Annotated in this window: 14 protein-coding genes; 5 read left to right on the plus strand and 9 right to left on the minus strand. The window is 68.5% G+C overall.

All coding sequences use genetic code 11. The features are described from left to right. The first annotated feature begins 105 nt into the window (after positions 1-105). Positions 106-549, plus strand: a complete 444-nt coding sequence (locus tag ACT6XY_RS06755) for a hypothetical protein (RefSeq protein ID WP_444747570.1) — start codon at positions 106-108, stop codon at positions 547-549. Between the two features lie 1,278 nt (positions 550-1,827). Here the strand turns inward: ACT6XY_RS06755 and ACT6XY_RS06760 are convergent. From ACT6XY_RS06760 to otsB, 6 genes are all read right to left on the minus strand, one after another. Beyond that, the gene (locus tag ACT6XY_RS06760; RefSeq protein ID WP_444747571.1) at positions 1,828-2,925 is read right to left on the minus strand and encodes an alkene reductase; all 1,098 of its coding nucleotides are present in this window, start codon (positions 2,923-2,925) and stop codon (positions 1,828-1,830) included. Positions 2,926-3,055: 130 nt separating this feature from the next. Then, the gene (locus tag ACT6XY_RS06765; protein ID WP_444747572.1) at positions 3,056-3,871 is read right to left on the minus strand and encodes an IclR family transcriptional regulator; all 816 of its coding nucleotides are present in this window, start codon (positions 3,869-3,871) and stop codon (positions 3,056-3,058) included. 119 nt (positions 3,872-3,990) lie between these two features. Then, positions 3,991-5,445, minus strand: coding sequence for an MFS transporter (locus ACT6XY_RS06770; RefSeq protein WP_444747573.1), 1,455 nt, complete (start codon positions 5,443-5,445; stop codon positions 3,991-3,993). Positions 5,446-5,508: 63 nt separating this feature from the next. Next, the gene (locus ACT6XY_RS06775; protein ID WP_444747574.1) at positions 5,509-7,746 is read right to left on the minus strand and encodes an alpha,alpha-trehalose-phosphate synthase (UDP-forming); all 2,238 of its coding nucleotides are present in this window, start codon (positions 7,744-7,746) and stop codon (positions 5,509-5,511) included. A gap of 122 nt (positions 7,747-7,868) precedes the next feature. Next, positions 7,869-9,674 (minus strand): glycoside hydrolase family 15 protein, encoded by a 1,806-nt coding sequence (locus ACT6XY_RS06780; RefSeq protein WP_444747575.1) that lies wholly within the window; start codon positions 9,672-9,674, stop codon positions 7,869-7,871. A 17-nt stretch (positions 9,675-9,691) separates the two neighbouring features. Next, a complete protein-coding gene (gene otsB / locus ACT6XY_RS06785) occupies positions 9,692-10,471 on the minus strand; it encodes a trehalose-phosphatase (protein WP_444747576.1) in 780 nt (259 codons plus the stop codon). Between the two features lie 221 nt (positions 10,472-10,692). Between otsB and ACT6XY_RS06790 the strand changes: the two genes are divergently transcribed. Beyond that, the gene (locus ACT6XY_RS06790) at positions 10,693-11,784 is read left to right on the plus strand and encodes an ROK family protein (RefSeq protein WP_444747577.1); all 1,092 of its coding nucleotides are present in this window, start codon (positions 10,693-10,695) and stop codon (positions 11,782-11,784) included. A gap of 12 nt (positions 11,785-11,796) precedes the next feature. Here ACT6XY_RS06790 and ACT6XY_RS06795 read toward each other — a convergent pair whose 3' ends face one another. After that, complete coding sequence (locus tag ACT6XY_RS06795) at positions 11,797-12,474, minus strand: YggS family pyridoxal phosphate-dependent enzyme (RefSeq protein WP_444747578.1); 678 nt, start codon at positions 12,472-12,474, stop codon at positions 11,797-11,799. A 147-nt stretch (positions 12,475-12,621) separates the two neighbouring features. Between ACT6XY_RS06795 and leuS the strand changes: the two genes are divergently transcribed. From leuS to holA, 3 genes are read left to right on the plus strand one after another with little or no spacing between them, the layout of a single operon-like run. Then, entirely contained in the window at positions 12,622-15,240 is a 2,619-nt protein-coding gene (leuS, locus tag ACT6XY_RS06800; RefSeq protein WP_444747579.1) for a leucine--tRNA ligase, read from the plus strand. Then, positions 15,227-15,769 (plus strand): hypothetical protein, encoded by a 543-nt coding sequence (locus ACT6XY_RS06805; RefSeq protein ID WP_444747580.1) that lies wholly within the window; start codon positions 15,227-15,229, stop codon positions 15,767-15,769. The genes leuS and ACT6XY_RS06805 overlap by 14 nt, the downstream gene beginning before the upstream one ends. A gap of 4 nt (positions 15,770-15,773) precedes the next feature. Next, positions 15,774-16,808: a DNA polymerase III subunit delta gene (gene holA, locus ACT6XY_RS06810; RefSeq protein ID WP_444747581.1), complete on the plus strand. Its 1,035-nt coding sequence runs from the start codon at positions 15,774-15,776 to the stop codon at positions 16,806-16,808. 13 nt (positions 16,809-16,821) lie between these two features. Here holA and ACT6XY_RS06815 read toward each other — a convergent pair whose 3' ends face one another. Continuing rightward, positions 16,822-17,697, minus strand: coding sequence for a ParB/RepB/Spo0J family partition protein (locus ACT6XY_RS06815; RefSeq protein ID WP_444747582.1), 876 nt, complete (start codon positions 17,695-17,697; stop codon positions 16,822-16,824). 74 nt (positions 17,698-17,771) lie between these two features. Next, positions 17,772-18,584, minus strand: a complete 813-nt coding sequence (locus ACT6XY_RS06820) for a ParA family protein (RefSeq protein ID WP_444747583.1) — start codon at positions 18,582-18,584, stop codon at positions 17,772-17,774. Positions 18,585-18,591: the final 7 nt, after the last annotated feature.

Consider the following 18,591-nt stretch of genomic DNA (forward strand, 5'->3'; position numbering starts at 1 on the left):
GCGAGGCGCCCTTGGCAGCCTCGCTGGCGACCAGACTGCCGACGGCGCTCGGCAGGCCGAGATCCTCGGCTTCCGCCGTCGTTCACCGCCTTCGCCGACAGCGCGATGTCGCCGCCGCGCAGCGTCGCCCCGGTCAGCGCGATCGATGCGGACCGCTTGGTGACGCTGAGCTGCGAGACGAGGAAGACCTCGCGCTCCTGGGCGTCGATGGTGATGGCTCCGCCGGCGCCGGGCGCGGTGGCGAGGAGGCTCGACCCGCGGTCGACCGTGGTGGTGCGCGAGCCGATGCGGATGTCGCCGGCGAGCGCACCGGCGGAGGTGTTGATCTCCACCGGGGTCGTCGCGCTCCCGATCGTGACCTTGTCGCCGATCAGGGTCAGGGCGGCGCCGGCCGTCCTCAGGTCGCCGGTGACCGCGATGGCGCCCTCGTTGGTCAGCCACTCTGTCGCCGAGAGGCTGAAGCCGTTCAGCGAGGCGTCGAGATTGCCGAGGGTGGTGGACGGCGGCGTCTTGCCGAAAGGATCATATCCGGTGGCGACGCTGACATAGAGTTCGGCGCCGAAATTGGCGCTCAGCGAGCGCAGCTCCACCTTGTCGCCGACATCGCCGCCCTCGCCGTCCGCCTTGGCGCCGACGACGCCCAACCTCACGGTCGGCGTGTTGAAGGTGACGCCGAGGCCGGGGGCAGCGGCGTCGGAGATGCGCATCTGGGGCGCCCCCGACTGGGTCGCGTCCTCGACCACGAACTGGTTGGAGGCATCGCGGAAATCGACGAGGGAGAAGCTCGCCGCCGTCACGTCGAGGTCGAGGGCCGCACCGCCGTTGGCGCCATCGAGGCGAAGCACCGTCTGGGCACCGACATTGAGGAACGAATGGTCGCTCTTGATGCCGAGCGCCAGGTCCACCGCCCCGGTGGGCGTTCCCGTGATCCGGACCGAATCGCTCGTTCCGAATCCCTTGATGGTGATTTCGTGCCCGCTGCCGAGCGAGAACAGGCTGGCATCGACCACCACGAGGTCATTGCCGGAACTGCCCTGGACGTCGATCCCGGAGATATCCGACAGCCGGTAGGTCTCGGTGCTCGTCCCGTTCCTGACCTCCAGTTTGCGCGTCGAGGCCGTCGATTGCGAGGCGTCGGCCGCCTCGTCGAAATAGCGCATCGTCACCTGACGCTCGCCATTGACCAGCGCGGCGCTGGACATGTCGATGTCGACGACGGTGGAGAGCAGGAGACGGGGTTCGACGGCCTCGAAGCGGAGAGCCTGCGGCTTCAGGCGCGGCGGGGTCCAGACGCGCGCAGCAGACGCGCGGAGGCGCTCACGCAGCGAACGCCCAAAACGGCGCTGACTACCCTCCCCGTCGCTCGTAGCCATCGAACAGCGCGTCTCCCCATGCGAACAGCGCCGCCGAGGAAGGCCCCAGGGCGCGTGCCGTTGGGTTCGGAGCTTAACGCAAGGTTAAGACAAAAAGGTAAAATGGTAACAAGTCAAGGGCCGGCCGGGGTTGGCACACCAAAGATAAAAATCTTCCTGCAAGTTTGGCTAACGACCGGATTCCGCGTGTCTCGCACTCAATGTGCGAAGCGCTTGGCGCATGCTCCTGATCCCACCGCCCAACCCGACCCCGACGGCTACCCCAGGCGCTGGCTGAGACGACGATAGTGCCAGGGTCAGGCTGAGAGATCCGCCACGGTAAGTCTCTGGTTGATTGCCGGATTATCGGGGCGATTGATCGCCGTGGAGACAGCCAGAGAGACTGTTCTGTTACCCCGCACGTTTCGGCGCCGTCGGTGAGGACGGAGCGGCTGGCGCCGCCCCGTCCCCGTCGTCACTCCGCCGCGTCGGCGAGCGCCGGATAGTCCACGTAGCCCTTCTCGCCGCCGCCATAGAGGGTGGCGCGGTCGAGTTCGTTGAGCGGCGCGTCGAGGCGCAGGCGCTCCACCAGGTCCGGATTGGCGATGAAGGCCTTGCCGAAGGCGACGAGGTCGGCCTTGCCGTCGCGCACCGCGTCGATGGCGAGGTCGCGAGTATAGCCGTTGTTGGCGATATAGGCGCCCGAGAAGGCCTTGCGCAGCGCCACCCAGTCGAACGGGACGTTGTCGCGCGGGCCGCCGGTCGCGCCCTCGACCACGTGAATGAAGGCGATGCCGCGCTTCGACAGCTCCGAGACGAAGAGGCCGAAGACCTCGGACGGATCAGAGGTGACGGTGTCGTTGGCCGGGCTCACCGGCGAGAGGCGGATGCCGAGGCGGGTCTTCGGGAAGACCTTGAGGATGGCGTCCACCACCTCGAGGCCGAAGCGCACCCGGTTCTCCGCCGAGCCGCCATAGGCGTCCTGGCGCTGGTTGGCACCGTCCTTGAGGAACTGGTCGATGAGATAGCCGTTGGCGCCGTGGATCTCCACGCCGTCGAAGCCGGCCTTCAGCGCATTGGCGGCGGCATCGGCATATTCGCCGACGACGCCCGGGATTTCGTCGAGGGTGAGGGCGCGCGGCGGGGTGACGTCGGCGAAGCCGCCGGCAATGTAGGTCTTCGACTTCGCGGCAATCGCCGAGGGCGCCACCGGCGTGCCGCCGTTGAGCAGGGATTCGTGCGAGACGCGGCCGACATGCCAGATCTGGGCGAACATGCGCCCGCCGGCGGCATGGACCGTGTCGGTGACCGACTTCCAGCCGGCGATCTGCGCCGGGCTGTAGAGGCCTGGCGTCTGGAGATAGCCCTGGCCCTGGGGCGAGACCTGCGTGCCCTCGGAAATGATGAGGCCGGCGCTGGCGCGCTGGCGGTAATAGGCCGCGGTGAGCGCGTTGGCGGCGTCGGTGCCCGGCGTCGCGCGGTTGCGGGTCAGTGGCGCCATGACGATGCGGTTGGGCAGCGTCAGGTCGCCGAGGGTGAAGGGTTGAAACAGCGGGCTCGGGTCCTGGCTCATCGAAAGTCTCCTGGGATGATGGGGGCGGCCGAAGGGGCTCACCGGCGAAAGGGACAAGGCCGATCTGGGGGCGCTGCTGCAGTGCAGCAAGCGGTGCGGCCGGGGGCGGGTGATCACATCGGGGTGTGGTTCAGCCGGAGAGGGCGCGGGCCGCCTCGATGGCGAGCGGCGCGAAGCGCTTGCGGAACTCCTCGACCGACCAGTCGGCGAGCGAGCCGGCGATGTGGATGGCGCCGGCGGGCATGTTGCGCTCCTTGACCACGGCTGCGGCCACCACGATCTCGCCCATCAGGCTCTCCTCCTGCACATAGGCATAGCCGTCGCGCCGCGCCTCCTCGATGCGCTGGCGGATGAGGCCGGCATCCACCAGCGTCTTGGGCGTCAGGGGCGCGAGCTTCGAGCGCCGAAGGATGTCGTCGGCGTGGCGGTCGTCGAGGCAGGCGAGCATGGCGCGCCCGCCGGCAGTGGCGAAGGTCGGCATGCGCCGCCCCGAGAGGGTGGCGTAGAAGGTCTCGCGCTTGCTCTGCAGGCGGATGGCATAGAGGATCGTCACGTCGTCGAAGAGGCTGAGATCCACCCGCTCGCCGCAGGTCTTGCGCAGTTCGGTGAGGATGGGCGTCGCCCGCTCGATCAGCGGGTTTGAGCGGAGATAGTCGAAGGACCGGTCGAGGATGCGCCGGCCCGGGACGACGCCGGTGCCGGTGGGCGAGCGTTCCAGGTAGCCGAGGACGAGCAGGGTCTGCACCACCCGCTGCGCCGCGCTCTTCGAGATCTTGGCGCCCTTGGCCACCTCCGCCAGGGAGAGCGGCCGCGGGCTGCGGGCGAAGGCCTCGAGCACGTAGAAGGACCGGGCCGCCGACTTCAGGAAGAGCCGCTCGTCCACCTCGATGATCGGCTCGCGTTCTGGCGCCTGGTAGCGGCGCTCGAAACCCTGCTGCGTCGACACGGTGATGATCCTCTCAATGGCCGCCCGAAGCGTCTTCCGGAACGGTTGTATCGATCATCAATACTCATGCAAAGACCAGCGGGCCACCCGCGCAGCCGCCATGCACGGGATGCGTTCCGTCAGTCGATATGGGAGAGAGGCCTGCTGATGTCCTCCAGCGAGCGCCTCTCGGCGGCGACGCCCCAGCGCAGCATGACGCCCGCGGCGATCACCATGAGCGCGGCGCCAAAGAGGTAGCCGCCGAACAGCGACCAGCGCGAGCCCGTCTCGATGAGGGTGCCGAAGAGCCAGGGGCCGACGATGCCGCCGATCCCGGTGCCGATCGCATAGAAGATCGCGATGGCGAGCGCCCTGAGCTCCAGCGGGAAGGTCTCGCTGACCGTGAGATAGGCGGCACTGGCGGCGGAGGAGGCGAAGAAGAAGATCACCATCCAGGCGATCGTCTGCGTCTGCGCGGTCAGCATCCCCTCGGCGAACATCCATCCGGTCGCGGCAAGAAGCAGGCCGGACATGGTGTAGGTCAGCGCGATCATGGGACGGCGGCCCCAGGTATCGAAGAAGCGGCCGAGCACGATGGGACCGAGGACGTTGCCGAGCGCGAAGGGCAGGATGTACCAGCCGACCTGGTTCGCCGCGATGCCGTAGAAGTCGGTGAGCACCAGGGCGTAGGTGAAGAAGATGGCGTTGTAGAAGAAGGCCTGCGCCGCCATCAGCACGAAACCGACGGCCGAACGGCCGCGGTGACGGTGCAGCAGCGTGTGGAACACGTCCGAGAAGGGCGTGGAGGCCCGCGCCCTGAGGCGCACCTTCGGCAGGGGCGTGTCGGGGATGACGTGGCCCTCCGCGCGCATGCGGGCCTCGATGCCGGCGACGATGGCCTCCGCCTCGGCGATCCGGCCGTGGGTCATGAGCCAGCGCGGGCTTTCCGGCAGCCACAGGCGCATGAGGAAGATGACGAGGGCGAGCAGCGCGCCGATGAGGAAGGCGGCGCGCCAGCCGTAGTCCGGCGAGAGGTAGGCGGGGTCGAGGAGGACGATGGCCCCGACGGCGCCGAGAGCCGCGCCGATCCAGAACGAGCCGTTGATGACGAGGTCGGTCCAGCCCCTGACCCGCGCCGGCACCAGCTCCTGGATGGTCGAGTTGATGGCGGCATATTCGCCGCCGATGCCCGCACCCGTGACGAAGCGGCAGAGCATGAAGGTCCAGAGATTCCAGCTGAAGGCCGTCGCGGCGGTGGCGACGAGATAGACCGACAGGGTGATGAAGAAGAGCTTCTTGCGGCCCAGCCGGTCGGTGAGCCAGCCGAAGAACAGGGCGCCGAGCACGGCGCCGGCGAGATAGGCGCTGCCTGCGAGGCCAACGTCCAGGTTGGAGAACTGCAGCACGGGGCTCGCCTTCAGCGCGCCGGCGACCGTGCCGGCGAGCGTCACCTCCAGCCCGTCGAGGATCCAGGTGATGCCGAGCGCGGCGACCACCAGCGTATGAAACCGTCCCCAGGGCAGGCGATCGAGGCGCGCGGGAATGTCGGTTTCGATGACCGGGCCCTCGCCCGCCTGTGTCGTCTTGGTCGTCACGCCAGCCTCCTCGCGCCCCTCACGCAACGCGGGCGGAGGCTTCCGGTTTCGCCGTGCGGCCGTTCAATCGCCGTTGGCGAACTCCTGCACCCGCTGGCGTTTGCGCAACCGGGAGGCGTCGAGCAGGATCTGGCCGGCCCAGCGGTAGACGTTGCGCTCGCGGACATGGCTGCGCATCAGGCGCATGCGCTCGCGCTGCTCGGCCTCCGGCATGACCAGGGCGCGGCCGATGGCCTCCGCCATGCCCTGCACGTCGTAGGGGTTGATGATCAGCGCCTCCGACAGCTCGCTCGACGCGCCGGCGAAGCGGGAAAGGACCAGCGTGCCCTGCTCGTCGTCACGGGCCGCCACGAACTCCTTGGCGACGAGGTTCATGCCGTCGTGCAGGCTCGACACCACGCAGATGTCGGCGGCGCGGAACAGCTCGTAGACGTCCTCCGGCTCGTGGTGACGGATGACGAGGTGGATGGGCTGGTAGCCCTCGCTACCGTGGCGCGCATTGACCTCGGCGGTGATCCGCACCGCGTCCTCCTGCAGGGCGGTGTAGCTGGCGAGCTTCGAGCGCGTCGGCGCCACGATCTGGATGAAGGTGAAGCGACCCTTCCACTCGGGCTGGCGGGTCAGCAGCTCGTCGATAGCCAGAAGCCGGTCGAGGATGCCCTTGGTGTAGTCGAAGCGCTCGATGCCGACCCCGACCTTCATGTCGGGGGAGAGGCCGTAGCGCTCGCGCACCGCCTGCCGGCAGGTGTCGACCGGCTGCTGGGAGAGGAGGGCCGCCGGCGGCCATTCGATGGAGATCGGATAGGGCCGGACCATCGTCTCCTCGCCGCCGAAGACCACCGAGCGGTGCTCGCGGTCGATGCGGCTCTCCATGAAGCGGTCGACCGTCTCGAAGAAGTTGTTGCAATAGGCCTGGGTGTGGAAGCCGAGGACGGTCGAGCCGAGGAGGCCGGCGATGATCTCCTCCTTCCAGGGACAGATGCCGAAGGCCTCGGCGTTCGGCCAGGGGATGTGCCAGAAGGTGAGGATCGTCGCCTTCGGCAGCTGCTCGCGGATCATCCGGGGCACCAGGGCGAAATGGTAGTCCTGGACCATGATGATCGGGTCGGGGCGGGTCGCCTCGCGCACCACGGCGTCGGCGAAGCGCTGGTTGATCGCCACATATTGCTGCCAGTCGCTCTCGCGGAAGATCGGGCGCACATAGGCCAGATGGCAGAGCGGCCACAGGCCCTCGTTGGACAGGCCGTAATAATAGCCCTCCTGCTCCTCGTCGGTGATCCAGATGCGACGCAGCCGGTAAGCGGGCTTTGCCGGCGGGACGGCGACATGATCATTCCCGTCGACGGTTTCGCGGTCGGCCGAGCCCGATCCGTGGGCGACCCAGACGCCGCCGCAGGCGCGCATGACCGGCTCCAGCGCCGAAACGAGCCCGCTGGCGGGCCGTTGCACCACGATCCTGTCGTCGTTGCGGTTGTGGATATAGGGCTCGCGGTTGGAGACGACGAAGACCTCGGCGTCGGGGAGCTCCTTCTCCAGAAGGTCCTGCAGCGTCGAGGGCGACCACTCCACCGGCGTGCCGTCCTCCTGCCGGATCTTCTCGCGGAAGTCGCGCAGCAGCCCGCGGATTTCCCGGCTCTCCTCCTGCACCCGCGGATCCATGACGCTGCGCGAGCGCGCCGGGCGGCCCGCCTTGAGGTCCTGGATGCTGGAGAGCACCGCGCGCATGTAGCGCCGTTGCAGAAGGCCGACCATGAGCGTCGCCACGGCCCCGACGAGCAGCAGCAGCGCGAGGCCGACCATCACCAGGTACCAGCGCGCCTCGACGATTCGGTCGGCGACGAAGCCGAGCTCGTGCAGGATGACGAGATGGGCGGACTGGCCGGCGGCGGCGATGGGGAAGACACCGATGAGCACCCGCTCGCCGGCGATGCGCACCCGGGTGAACCTCGCCGCGGACTCTGGCGCGCCAGCCGAGGGCGGAATGCGGCAGTCGAGGTCGCGCGGCATCCGCGGGGTCGCCACCGTGATGCGCCCCTCCGCATCGCACAGCCCCAGCGCCATGATCCGTTCGTCAGTGGTCAGCCGCTGGAAGAAGGGGATGAGCTCCTGGGTCTGCCCGGCGATCTCCCGCTCCACCCGGTCGCGGATGGAGTTGAACACGAGTTCGGAGCGCAGCTCGACGTCGCGGCGCGCCCATTGCTCGATCAGCGAGTTCGACAGCGGCACGAGTGCGGCGAACAGGCCGACCAGGGCCGCGACGGCCATTGCCAGGACGATCGCGCCTCGGGTGAATTGCTTCATCGCACCTGACCAGGGCCCGGCCCGCGAGGTCGCGGACCGCCTTGCCCCCTCCGTTTGTTGGCCGGCCTCCGCAGGGGAGGCCGGATCGTGATCTTCCGCCTGACCCCGGACGGGGCCGGCCTCTAGTGAATCCAGTCGCGCGACAGCCGCATCGCCGTGACGATGATGCCGACCATCGAATAGGTCTGCGGAAAGTTGCCCCAGAGGTCGCCGGTCTCGGGATCGATGTCCTCGGACAGGATGCCCACGTGGTTGCGCCGGGCCAGCAGCGCCTCGAAGATCTCCCGCGCCTCCTCGACCCGGCCGATGGCGTAGAGCGCGTCCGCGAGCCAGAAGGTGCAGATGGTGAAGGAGGTCGAGGGCGTGCCGAAGTCGTCGCGCTCGTCGTAGCGCAGGAGATAGCCCTGCCGCGTCAGCCGCTTCTGCAGCGCTTCCACCGTACGCACGAAGCGCGGATCGCTGGCCTCCACCACGCCGAGTTCGTGCAGGAGGAGCGTGCTGGCGTCGGCGCCGCTGCCGTCGAAGCTCGCGGCGAAGAAGCCCTCGGCCTCGTTCCAGGACCGCTCGAGGATGGCGGCCCTGATCCGCTCCGCGTGGGCCTGCCAGTAGTCCTGGCGCACCCTGAGTTCCAGCCGTTCGGCGATCTTCGCCAGCCGGTCGCAGGCGGCGAAGCACATGGCGGCCGAATGGGTGTGGACGGACTGCCGGCCGCGATATTCCCAGATGCCGGCGTCGGGCTCGAAGGCCATGGCCGCCGCGGTCTCGCCGAGCGCCTCCAGCTCGTGGAACAGCGCGGCGTCGCCGAGCTTCGGCAGCCGGTGGTCGTAGAACATCTGCGACGCCGCGAGGATCATGCTCCCCGTCACGTCGTGCTGGATCTGTTCGGCCGCGGCATTGCCGATCCGCACCGGGCCGTCGCCGTCGAAGCCGGTCAGCGATTCGGAGATCCACTCGTGCAGAGAGTGCTCAGGCACGATGGCGTAGACAGGCTTGAGGTAGGGCCCCTTCTCGGTGGCGATGACCGAGCGCATGTAGTCGAGGAAGCGCTCCATGGTCAGCGTGGCGCCGAGCTTGTTGAGGGCATGGACGGTGAAATAGGCGTCGCGCAGCCAGCAGAAGCGGTAGTCCCAGTTGCGACCCGTGCCGGGTGCCTCGGGAATGGAGGTGGTCAGCGCCGCGACGATGGCGCCCGTCTCCTCGCAGGAGCACATCTTCAGCGTCACCGCCGCGCGGATCACCGCGTCCTGCCATTCGTAGGGAATGGAGAGGTAGCGCACCCAGTCCAACCAGTATTGCCGGGTCGAACGCAGGAAGGCGAACCAGACGTCCTCGATGGAGTTCGGGAAGGTCTCGTCGGCATGGATGATCATGGTCATCGGCCGGGTGACGACGAACTGCGCCTCCGACGACAGGTAGGCCACCGGGATGTCCGAGGTCAGGCGCACGGCCCCTGCCTCCGAGACGTAGCGGATGTGGTTGGAGCCGGGGATGGGACGACCGTCGTGGCGCCCATAGGCCATGGTCGGCCGCATCTTCACCCGGACCCGCGGCGTGCCGGCGATGGGCTCGATGCGCCGGAGGATCATCGGCGGGCGGAAGATGCGGTCATACTGCTTGAAACGCGGGGCGAAATCGGTGACCCGGATCGCCGAGCCGTCGGCCGCCGTCATCACCGTGATCAGGATCGCGGTATTGCGCTCGTAGGACTGGGTCGACGCGGTCATACCCTCCAACTCTACCGACAGGAATCCACGCTGCGGATCGGGGCCGCCGACGAGGGCCGAGAACAGCGGATCGCCGTCGATCCGCGGCCAGCACGTCCACAGGATCCGCGCCTTCTGGTCGATCAGGGCGGCGATCGTGCTGTTGCCGATGATCGCCATGGGCGGCGGCGCCGGGCGCTGGATATGGGTCGAGGCGTCTGTCATGGAGCTTGCCTTGATTGTCATCGGCTGTGAGCGGCAAGCGCCGCGATGAAGTCACGGACCTCGCCGGCGTGGCGGAACGGCTCGTCGCCGTCCTTGAAATGCTCGCCGGCGACCTTGAGGCCGAGGCCCCCGGACGCCTGCGCGACGGCGAAGGCGTCCTCGTCCGCCTTGTCGTCGCCCATCATCACGGGGATGCGCCCGGCATAGGGCGTCCGGCGCATGAACTCGGCCAGCGCCGTGCCCTTGGAGGTGCCGTTGGGGATGATTTCGATGACGGCCCTGCCGTCCTTGAGGTGATGATCGAGGTTGAGGCGGTCGATGACCTCTTCGAGCGCTGCCCGCAGGCGACCGCCCGCCGCCGGTACTTGGCGAAAATGCACCGTGAGGATCGCGCCCTTGTTCTCGAGGCGGAAGCCTGGCTCGGCCGCGACGATCTTCACCACCTCGGCGACGAGCTCGCGGGGTGCTTCCAGCGTCGCGGGCGATCCCCCCGCCGTCAGGGGGAAATTGAACTCGATCCCGTGCAGTCCCGAGGCTTCGAGCCCCGCCGCGCCGATATAGGCCGCCACCTGCCGCAGCGGGCGGCCGGTGATGATGCCGAGAGCCCCGCCCAGCATCGTGCGCACGCGCCCGAGATTGGTGGCGAGGTCGGCGGGAACCATGACCTCTTCCGGCCGTTCGGCGATCTCGACGAGCGTCCCGTCGAAATCCGAGAACAGGGCATAGCGGTCGGGCCGGGCGGTGATCTGCGCCATGAGGTCGGCCAGGACCGGATGGGCGCTCGGTCTCACGAGCATGCGCCGGAACCGGCGATGCGGGATGCGGGCCGAGCCGCGTTCAACCCAGACCTGGACAGCAAAAACCGCACGGAGATACCGGTCCCTCAACTCGACCCAATATCCCGGCAACACCCGACGCCGCGTTCGGTTCCCTCCTCGGCCGCAACGCCGGCGCGGGCGCCGCGGAACGAGGCAGGGGGCCGCGCGTTGATGGGTCCGGTAGAACGAGGGGGCAACAGATGGCCAAGGCGGCGGCGACGAAACAATCCGGCAAGGCCAACGGCAACCGGGAGCAAATTGCCGGCCACGGCGCCGAGCAACTGCCGTCAGTGACCATTTCGAGCTACAATCTCGAGCTGCGCGACAAGGAAGGCTTCATCGGCGACCGCGCCAGCAAGCGCGCCTTCTCGGCCAAGCTCGACGAATGGCGTGACAAGCTCGGCAAGCTCGACGCCGATCCCTTCGGGGACGTCGAGACGGCGGAACTGAGCAAGAAACAGCTCGACAAGATCATGCAGGGTGAGGACAAGGAGGCGGCGGCCGTCGTCCATGGCGCCATTGAGGACTTCGCCCAGGAGCTCGCCGGCGTCATCCGCCGCTTCCGACGCACCAAGGCCTGGGCGAACGTCGCCCGCATCGCGGTCGGCGGCGGCTTCCGCAACAGCCGCATCGGCGAGTTCGCCATCGCCCGGACCGACATCCTGCTCAAGGCGGACGGGGTCGACGTCGCCCTGAAGCCGATCCGCCACCACCCCGACGAGGCCGGGCTGATCGGCGCGGCCCACCTCATGCCCGCCTGGACGCTGTCGGGGCATGACGCGATCCTCGCCGTCGACATCGGCGGCACCAATATCCGCGCCGGCGTCGTGGCGCTCCACATGAAGAAGGCCAAGGACCTCTCGAAGGCCGAGGTCTGGAAATCGGACCTGTGGCGCCATGCCGATGACGAGCCCTCCCGCACCGCGACGGTCGACAAGCTGGCCGCCATGCTCGAGGACCTGGTCGGCAGGGCTGGAAAGGAAGGCCTAAAGCTCGCGCCGGTGATCGGCATCGGCTGCCCGGGCATCATCGACCAGGACGGCTCCATCGACCGCGGCGGCCAGAACCTGCCCGGCGGCAACTGGGAGAGCGAGCACTTCAACCTGCCCGCCGCCCTCGCCAAGGCGATCCCGGAGATCGGCGGCCACGAAACCTTCGTCGTCATGCACAACGACGCCGTGGTTCAGGGCCTCAGCGAGGCTCCGGACATGCAGGACGTGGCGGAATGGGGCGTCGTGACCATCGGCACCGGCCTCGGCAACGCCACCTACGTCAACCGCGGCAAGGACTGATCGCCAGCGGCCTCAGCCCCGAGCGCCGAAGATGGCGCTGCCGACCCGCACATGGGTGGCGCCCATGGCGATGGCCGTCGGATAGTCGGCGCTCATCCCCATGGAGACGGTCTTGAGGCCGTTGCGTCTCGCGATCGTGGTCAGCAGGGCGAAGTGGGGAGCCGGCGGCTCGTCGGCCGGGGGAATGCACATGACCCCCTCCACGTCGAGGCCATAGGTCTCGCGGCAGGCGCGGATGAAGGCGTCGGCTTCCTCGGGGAGAACGCCCCCCTTCTGCGGCTCGGCACCGGTGTTCACCTGGACGAGGAAGCGCGGCACGCGGGCACCGGCATCCCGGGCCTTCGCCACTTCCTTGGCCAGCTCCTTCGCCAGCGACGGACGGTCGAGCGTCTCGATGACGTCGAAGAGGGCCACCGCCTCCTTCGCCTTGTTCGACTGCAGCGGCCCGATCATGTGGACCTCAGCATCCGGATAGCGCTGGCGCAGCTCCGGCCACTTGCCCTTGGCGTCCTGCACGTAGTTCTCGCCGAACACGCACTGGCCGGCCGCCAGCACCGGCTCGATCGCCTCGGCCGGGAAGGTCTTCGACACCGCGACCAGCGTCACCGACCCCTCGGGACGTTTCGCTTCCGCCGTCGCGACGGCGATGGCGGAGCGGACCTCGGCGAGGCGGCTGACGGCGTCGGACATGGGCGGTCTCCTCGAACGCGGCCTCCGCTAGCATGGTGCGGCGCCGGGGGCCAGCCGCCCCGCATGCGCCAAATCCTTGACCGGCCGGGCCCTTTCGTGTGTTGTCCGCGCTCGCTTTTGCCCTGATTTCCGGACCTGCCGCCCATCATGTCGACCGAACGCTACAATGCCCGTACCGCCGAGCCCAAGTGGCGCGCGGTCTGGGACGAGAAGGCCATCTTCGAGACGAAGAACGACGATCCGCGGCCGAAATACTACGTCCTCGAGATGTTCCCCTATCCGTCGGGGCGCATCCACATGGGCCATGTCCGCAACTACACGATGGGCGACGTGGTGGCCCGCTACAAGCGCGCCCGCGGCTTCAACGTGCTCCATCCCATGGGCTGGGACGCCTTCGGCCTGCCGGCGGAGAATGCCGCCATGGCCTCCAAGGTCCACCCGAAGGAATGGACCTACGCCAACATCGCCACCATGAAGGCGCAGCTGAAGAGCATGGGCCTGTCGCTCGACTGGTCGCGCGAACTGGCCACCTGCGATCCCTCCTATTACCGCCACCAGCAGAAGCTCTTCGCCGATTTCATGCGGGCGGGCCTGGTCGAGCGCCGCTCCGCCAAGGTCAACTGGGACCCGGTCGACCAGACCGTGCTGGCCAACGAGCAGGTGATCGACGGCCGCGGCTGGCGTTCGGGCGCGCTCGTCGAGCAGCGCGACCTCACCCAGTGGTTCCTCAAGATCACCGACTATTCCGACGACCTCCTGACCGCGCTGGACGGGCTCGACCGCTGGCCGGACAAGGTCCGGCTGATGCAGAAGAACTGGATCGGCCGCTCCGAGGGCCTGATGGTCCGCTGGGCCCTGAAGGCAGGCACGGCGCCCGCCGGCCATTCCGAGCTCGAGATCTACACGACGCGGCCGGACACCCTGTTCGGCGCCGCCTTCATGGCGATCGCCCCCGACCACCCGCTCGCGAAGGCTGCCGCCGAGACCAATCCGGATCTCGCCGCCTTCTCGGACGAGTGCCGCCGCATGGGCACCTCGGTCGCGACGCTGGAGACGGCGGAGAAGCTCGGCTTCGACACCGGCATCAGGGCCGTCCACCCCTTCGACCCGTCGTGGGAGGTGCCGGTCTATGTCGCCAACTTCATCCTGATGGACTACGGCACCGGCGCCATCTTCGGCTGCCCCTCCGGTGACCAGCGCGACATCGAGTTTGCCAACAAGTACGGCCTGCCCTTCAAGACCGTCGTGAAACCCACCGATGCGGGCGACGATTTCGCCGTCACGGACATCGCCTATGACGGCGACGGCGTGATGATCAATTCGCGCTTTCTGGACGGGCTGACCACCGACGCCGCCTTCGCCGAGGTCGCCTCGCGGCTGGAGAAGACGACGCTCGGCAATGCCCCCGTCGCCGCGCGCAAGGTCAATTTCCGCCTGCGCGACTGGCTCATCTCCCGCCAGCGCTACTGGGGCTGCCCGATCCCGGTCGTCCACTGCGACGATTGCGGCGCGGTGCCGGTGCCGGACGCGCAACTGCCCGTGCTGCTGCCCGACGACGCCGACTTCTCCAAGCCCGGCAACCCGCTGGACCGTCACCCGACCTGGAAGCACGTCGCCTGCCCGTCCTGCGGCAAGCCGGCCCGTCGCGAGACGGACACGATGGACACGTTCGTCGATTCGTCCTGGTATTTTGCCCGCTTCACCGATCCCTGGCGCACCGACACCCCGACCGACCCGGCCGTGGTCGACGCCTGGCTGCCCGTGGACCAGTATATCGGCGGCATCGAGCACGCGATCCTGCACCTGCTCTATTCGCGCTTCTTCACCCGCGCCATGAAGGCGACCGGCCATGCAGGGCTGGACGAGCCGTTCCGCGGCCTGTTCACCCAAGGAATGGTGGTGCACGAGACCTATCGCGACCCGGACGGCGCCTATGTGACGCCTGCCGAGGTGACGATCACGGGCGAGGGCGACCAGCGCCGCGCTGTGCTCAAGGGCTCCAACGCGCCCGTGGAAATCGGCTCCATCGAGAAGATGTCGAAGTCGAAGAAGAACGTCGTCGATCCCGACGACATCATCGACACCTATGGCGCCGACACCGCCCGCTGGTTCATGCTCTCGGACTCGCCCCCCGAGCGCGACGTCATCTGGACCGAGGCCGGCGTCGAGGGCGCCAGCCGCTTCGTCCAGCGCCTCTGGCGCATCGTCGGCGAGATCGCCGCCGTATCGGGCGGCGCGTCCGCCGCCACTTTCGGCGATGAGGCGACTGCGGTCCGCCGCGCGGCGCACCAGGCCCTTGCCGCCGTCGAGGCCGACGTCGAGCGCCTCGCCTTCAACCGCTGCGTCGCGCACATCTACACGCTCGCCAACGCGCTCGCGAAGACGCTCGACGCGGTGCGCGGCGGCGCGCCTGCGCCCGACATGGCTGCGGCGCTGGCCGAGGCCGGCAGCATCCTGGTGCGGCTCGTCGCGCCGATGATGCCGCATCTCGCGGAGGAGTGCTGGCAGGCGCTCGGCCATGCCGGGCTGGTCGCCGAGGAGGCCTGGCCGGTCGTGGATACCGCAATCCTGGTCGAGGACACGATCACTTTGCCGGTTCAGGTCAACGGCAAGAAGCGGGCGGACTTGACGATCGCGCGCGAGGCGGCCCAAAAGGATATCGAGACCGCCGCCATCGCCCTCGACGCCGTCCAGAAGGCGCTCGAAGGCCGCCCCGTCAAGAAGATCATCGTCGTGCCGCAGAGGATCGTGAATGTCGTGGGCTGACACCTCCTTCGCACGGATCGGCCGCCTCCTCGCCGTCTGCGCCTGTTCCGCCGCCCTCGCCGGCTGTTTCACGCCGCTCTACGGCGATCCGACGGTCGTCTCCGGCGGCCGCAATGCCCAGGCGTCGCTGCGCGACCTCGAAATCCCGGAAATTCCCGGCCGCAACGGCGTCATCCTGCGCAACGAGCTGATCTACCTGACCCAGGGCGGCGGCGGCCGCGCTGCGGCGCCGACGCATGTCCTGCGCGTCAGCGTCGGCGTCGACACCGTGCCCCTCGCGCTCAACACGGCCGCTGGCCGCCCCTCGGCCCAGGCGATCACCGTCATCGGCAACTACACGATCACCCCCGTCGGTGCGCCGCAGGTGATCCATCGCGGTTCGGCCTTCGCCTCCGCCTCCTTCGACCGCACGGCCCAGCGCCTCGCCTCCGACCGCGCCGTCATCGAGGCCCAGGAGCGCGCCACCAAGGCGCTGGCGGAGAACATCATCACCCAGGTGGCCGGCTGGTACGCGACCCAGCCGCGGTGACCGCGTGACCATCCTCAAGGGCGTCGAGATCGACCGTTTCGTCGCTGCTCCCGACTCCTCGCGTCCCGTCATCCTCGTCTACGGCCCCGATGGCGGCCTCGTATCGGAGCGCGCCCGCGCGATCGCCGGCAAGATCGCAGCCGATCTCGACGATCCCTTCACCGTCACCCGGCTCGACGGCGACGTGCTCGCCTCCGATCCCGCGCGGCTTGCCGACGAGGCCGGCACCCTGCCCATGTTCGGTGGCCGGCGCCTCATCTGGGTGAAGGCCGGCGAGAAGCCGATCGCCGCCGCAGTCGCCCCGCTTCTCTCCTCGCCCCCGGAAGGCGCCGCCATCCTAATCGAGGCCGGCGACCTGAAGAAGACGGCGCCCCTGCGCACCGACGCCGAGCGCTCCGGCGCAGCCGCCGTCATCCCGTGCTACTCCGACGGCGAGGCGGACCTGAAACGCCTCATCGCCGAGGAAGCCCGCCAGGCCGGGCTCCAGGTCGATCCGCAGGCCGTGACGCTTCTCGTCCAGATGCTCGGCGGCGATCGTGCAGCATCGCGGGCCGAAATCCGCAAGATCTGCCTCTATTGCCACGGCCAGGGGACGATCACCCCCGCTGACGTCGAGGCCGTCGCCGGCGAGAGCCTGACCCTCGGCGTCGACGCCATCGTCGATGCGGCGCTCGGCGGCCAGCCAGACGAGCTCGACCGGTTGCTCCTCCGCGCGGAGGGCGCCGGGATCGCCGTGGCACAGATCATTTCGGCGACGACTCGACATGCCATGAGCCTGCACAAGGCGCGCCTCGCGGTGGAAAACGGCACGCCGGCGCGCAGCGCGGCCGAGCGCTTCGAGCCGCCGGTCTTCTTCCGCCGCAAGGTGGCCGTGGAACGGCAGATCGGCCTGTGGACCGCCGAACGGCTCCACAGGATCATCGTACGGCTCGCAGAGGTGGGTTTCGAGGCGCGCGCCCGCGCCTCCATCGCGCCGACGCTCGCCGGCCGCCTGCTCATGTCCATCGCGACGACCGCGCGCCAGGGCGCGCGCGGCTGAGGGGCAGGGTCCGTCAGCCCCTGAGGCGCTGGCAGATGTCCTCGAGCTGCTCGAGCGAACGATAGCGGATCCGCAATTCGCCCCCCGAACCGCGGTGGTCGATGCTCACCGCCATGCCGAGAGCGTCCGAGAGGGTCTTTTCCAGCGCGCGGGTGTCGGCGTCCTTCTCCGTCCGCTCGCGCTGCTTCGGCGCACGACCGGCCTTCTCCGACTGCTCCTGCGTCAGCGCCTCGACCTGGCGGACGTTGAGACCCTGGTCGATGATCTGCGAGGCGAGCTTCGCCGGATCCTCGACCGCCAGCAGCGCACGGGCATGGCCCGCCGTCAGCTGGCCTTCGCGCAGCATGCCCTGCACGGGATCGGGCAGCTTCATGAGGCGCAGCGTGTTGGCCACGTGGCTCCGGCTCTTGCCGATGATCTTCGCGAGGTCGGTCTGGCTGTAGCCGAACTGCTCGATGAGCTCGTTGTAGCCCATCGCCTCTTCGAGAGGATTGAGGTCGGCGCGCTGCACGTTCTCGATGATCGCGAGCTCCAGCGCCTCGCGGTCGCCGACCTCGACCAGATGGATCGGAACCTCGTGCAGCTCGGCACGCTGCGCGGCCCGCCAGCGGCGCTCGCCGGCGACGATCTCATAGGCGTCGACCACACCGGCGACCGTCCTGACGACGATCGGCTGGATGATACCCCGCTCCCGGATCGAATCGGCGAGTTCCTGCAGGTCCTCCTCGCGGAACATGCGGCGGGGGTTGCGCGGGTTGGCCCGGATGAACTCGATCGGCACCTTGCGGGTGGCGCGGACGCGGTCGACCGCCGCCGTTTCCTCCCCGACGTCGCCGATGAGGGCGGCGAGGCCGCGCCCGAGCCGCGACCGGTTCGCATCCTCAGCCATGTCTTGTCTCCTTCGGGACGCCAACGTAACGACGTCGGCCGGCAAATCGGAACGTGGGCGAATCGAATCCATGATCAGGCCGCCCGCAGGACGCGTTCGCGCTGGATGATTTCGGAAGCGAGACGCAGATAGGCCTGGCTGCCCACGCACTTGAGGTCATAAAGCAGCACCGGCTTGCCGTAGCTCGGTGCCTCCGACACCCGCACGTTCCGCGGGATGATGGTCTGGTACACCTTGTCCCCCATGAACTGGCGGACGTCGTCGACCACCTGGGCCGAGAGATTGTTCCGTGCGTCGTACATGGTCAGCACAATGCCGTGGATCGTCAGCCGCGGGTTCAGTGTGGTCTTCACCTGCTCCACGGTCTTGATGAGCTGGGACAGGCCTTCGAGAGCGAAAAACTCGCACTGCAGCGGCACGAGGATGGCGTCCGCCGCCGTCATGGCGTTGATCGTGAGCAGGTTGAGCGAGGGAGGGCAGTCGATCAGCACATAGCTGTAGTCGCCGCCGAGGCTTTCCACCGCCCGGCGCAGCCGATAGGCCCGGTCGCGCGAACTGGCGATCTCGAGCTCCACGCCGGACAGGTCCATGGTGGACGGGGAAATCGACAACCGGGGAACCGATGTCTCCTGGATCGTTTCGGCGAGAGAATGATCACCGACCAGAACGCTGTAGGTGGACTTCGCACGCGCACGCCGATCGATGCCGAGGCCCGTGGAGGCGTTGCCTTGGGGATCGAGGTCGAGGATCAGCACCCGCTCGCCGATGGCCGCCAGCGCCGTACCCAGGTTGATGGCGGTGGTGGTCTTGCCGACGCCGCCCTTCTGGTTGGCGAGAGCGAGAACCCTCGGCGCGGAATGGGGTGAGGCGGCGGGCAGGAGCGACATGGGTCAC

Origin of the sequence: Phreatobacter sp. (genome assembly GCF_052440005.1) — a bacterium.
Lineage (GTDB): Bacteria > Pseudomonadota > Alphaproteobacteria > Rhizobiales > Phreatobacteraceae > Phreatobacter.